Source organism: Ruminococcus sp. AF37-20 (assembly GCF_003460465.1).
Classification (GTDB): Bacteria; Bacillota; Clostridia; order Oscillospirales; family Ruminococcaceae; genus Hominimerdicola; species Hominimerdicola aceti.
Genome location: NZ_QTVE01000056.1, coordinates 1 through 294, shown reverse-complemented (window position 1 = coordinate 294; position 294 = coordinate 1). Strand labels below are relative to the sequence as shown.

Below are 294 nucleotides of genomic sequence, written 5' to 3'. Positions count from 1 at the left end.
ATGTTCATGCCTCAGTTCCCATATCACTTGTGCTTTTTCTCTTGCCGTACCCGCTCGGCAACCAAGGCATTCAATTTTTTTAAGTATGCATTCTCCGCACGAAGACGCTGTACTTCTGCAATCAGATCTTCTTCTTTCTTAATTTTCGGAGGTCGCCCTGTGGATTTCCTTCCTCTGCGTTCTGCGTAAAGTCCCTCCGCTCCTTCCTCAAGATAGATTCGTTCCCATGCTGTTACTCTGCTATTCGATATGTCAAATTGACGTGCAGTTTCACGATAGCTTAACTTTTCTCTG

At 44.9% G+C, this 294-nt stretch carries 1 protein-coding gene; it reads right to left on the bottom strand.

The genetic code is table 11. The annotated features are described in order from the left end of the window. Positions 1 to 23: 23 nt before the first annotated feature. On the bottom strand, positions 24 to 294 hold a 271-nt coding region (locus DW015_RS13235; protein WP_147338180.1), incomplete at its 5' end, for a helix-turn-helix domain-containing protein.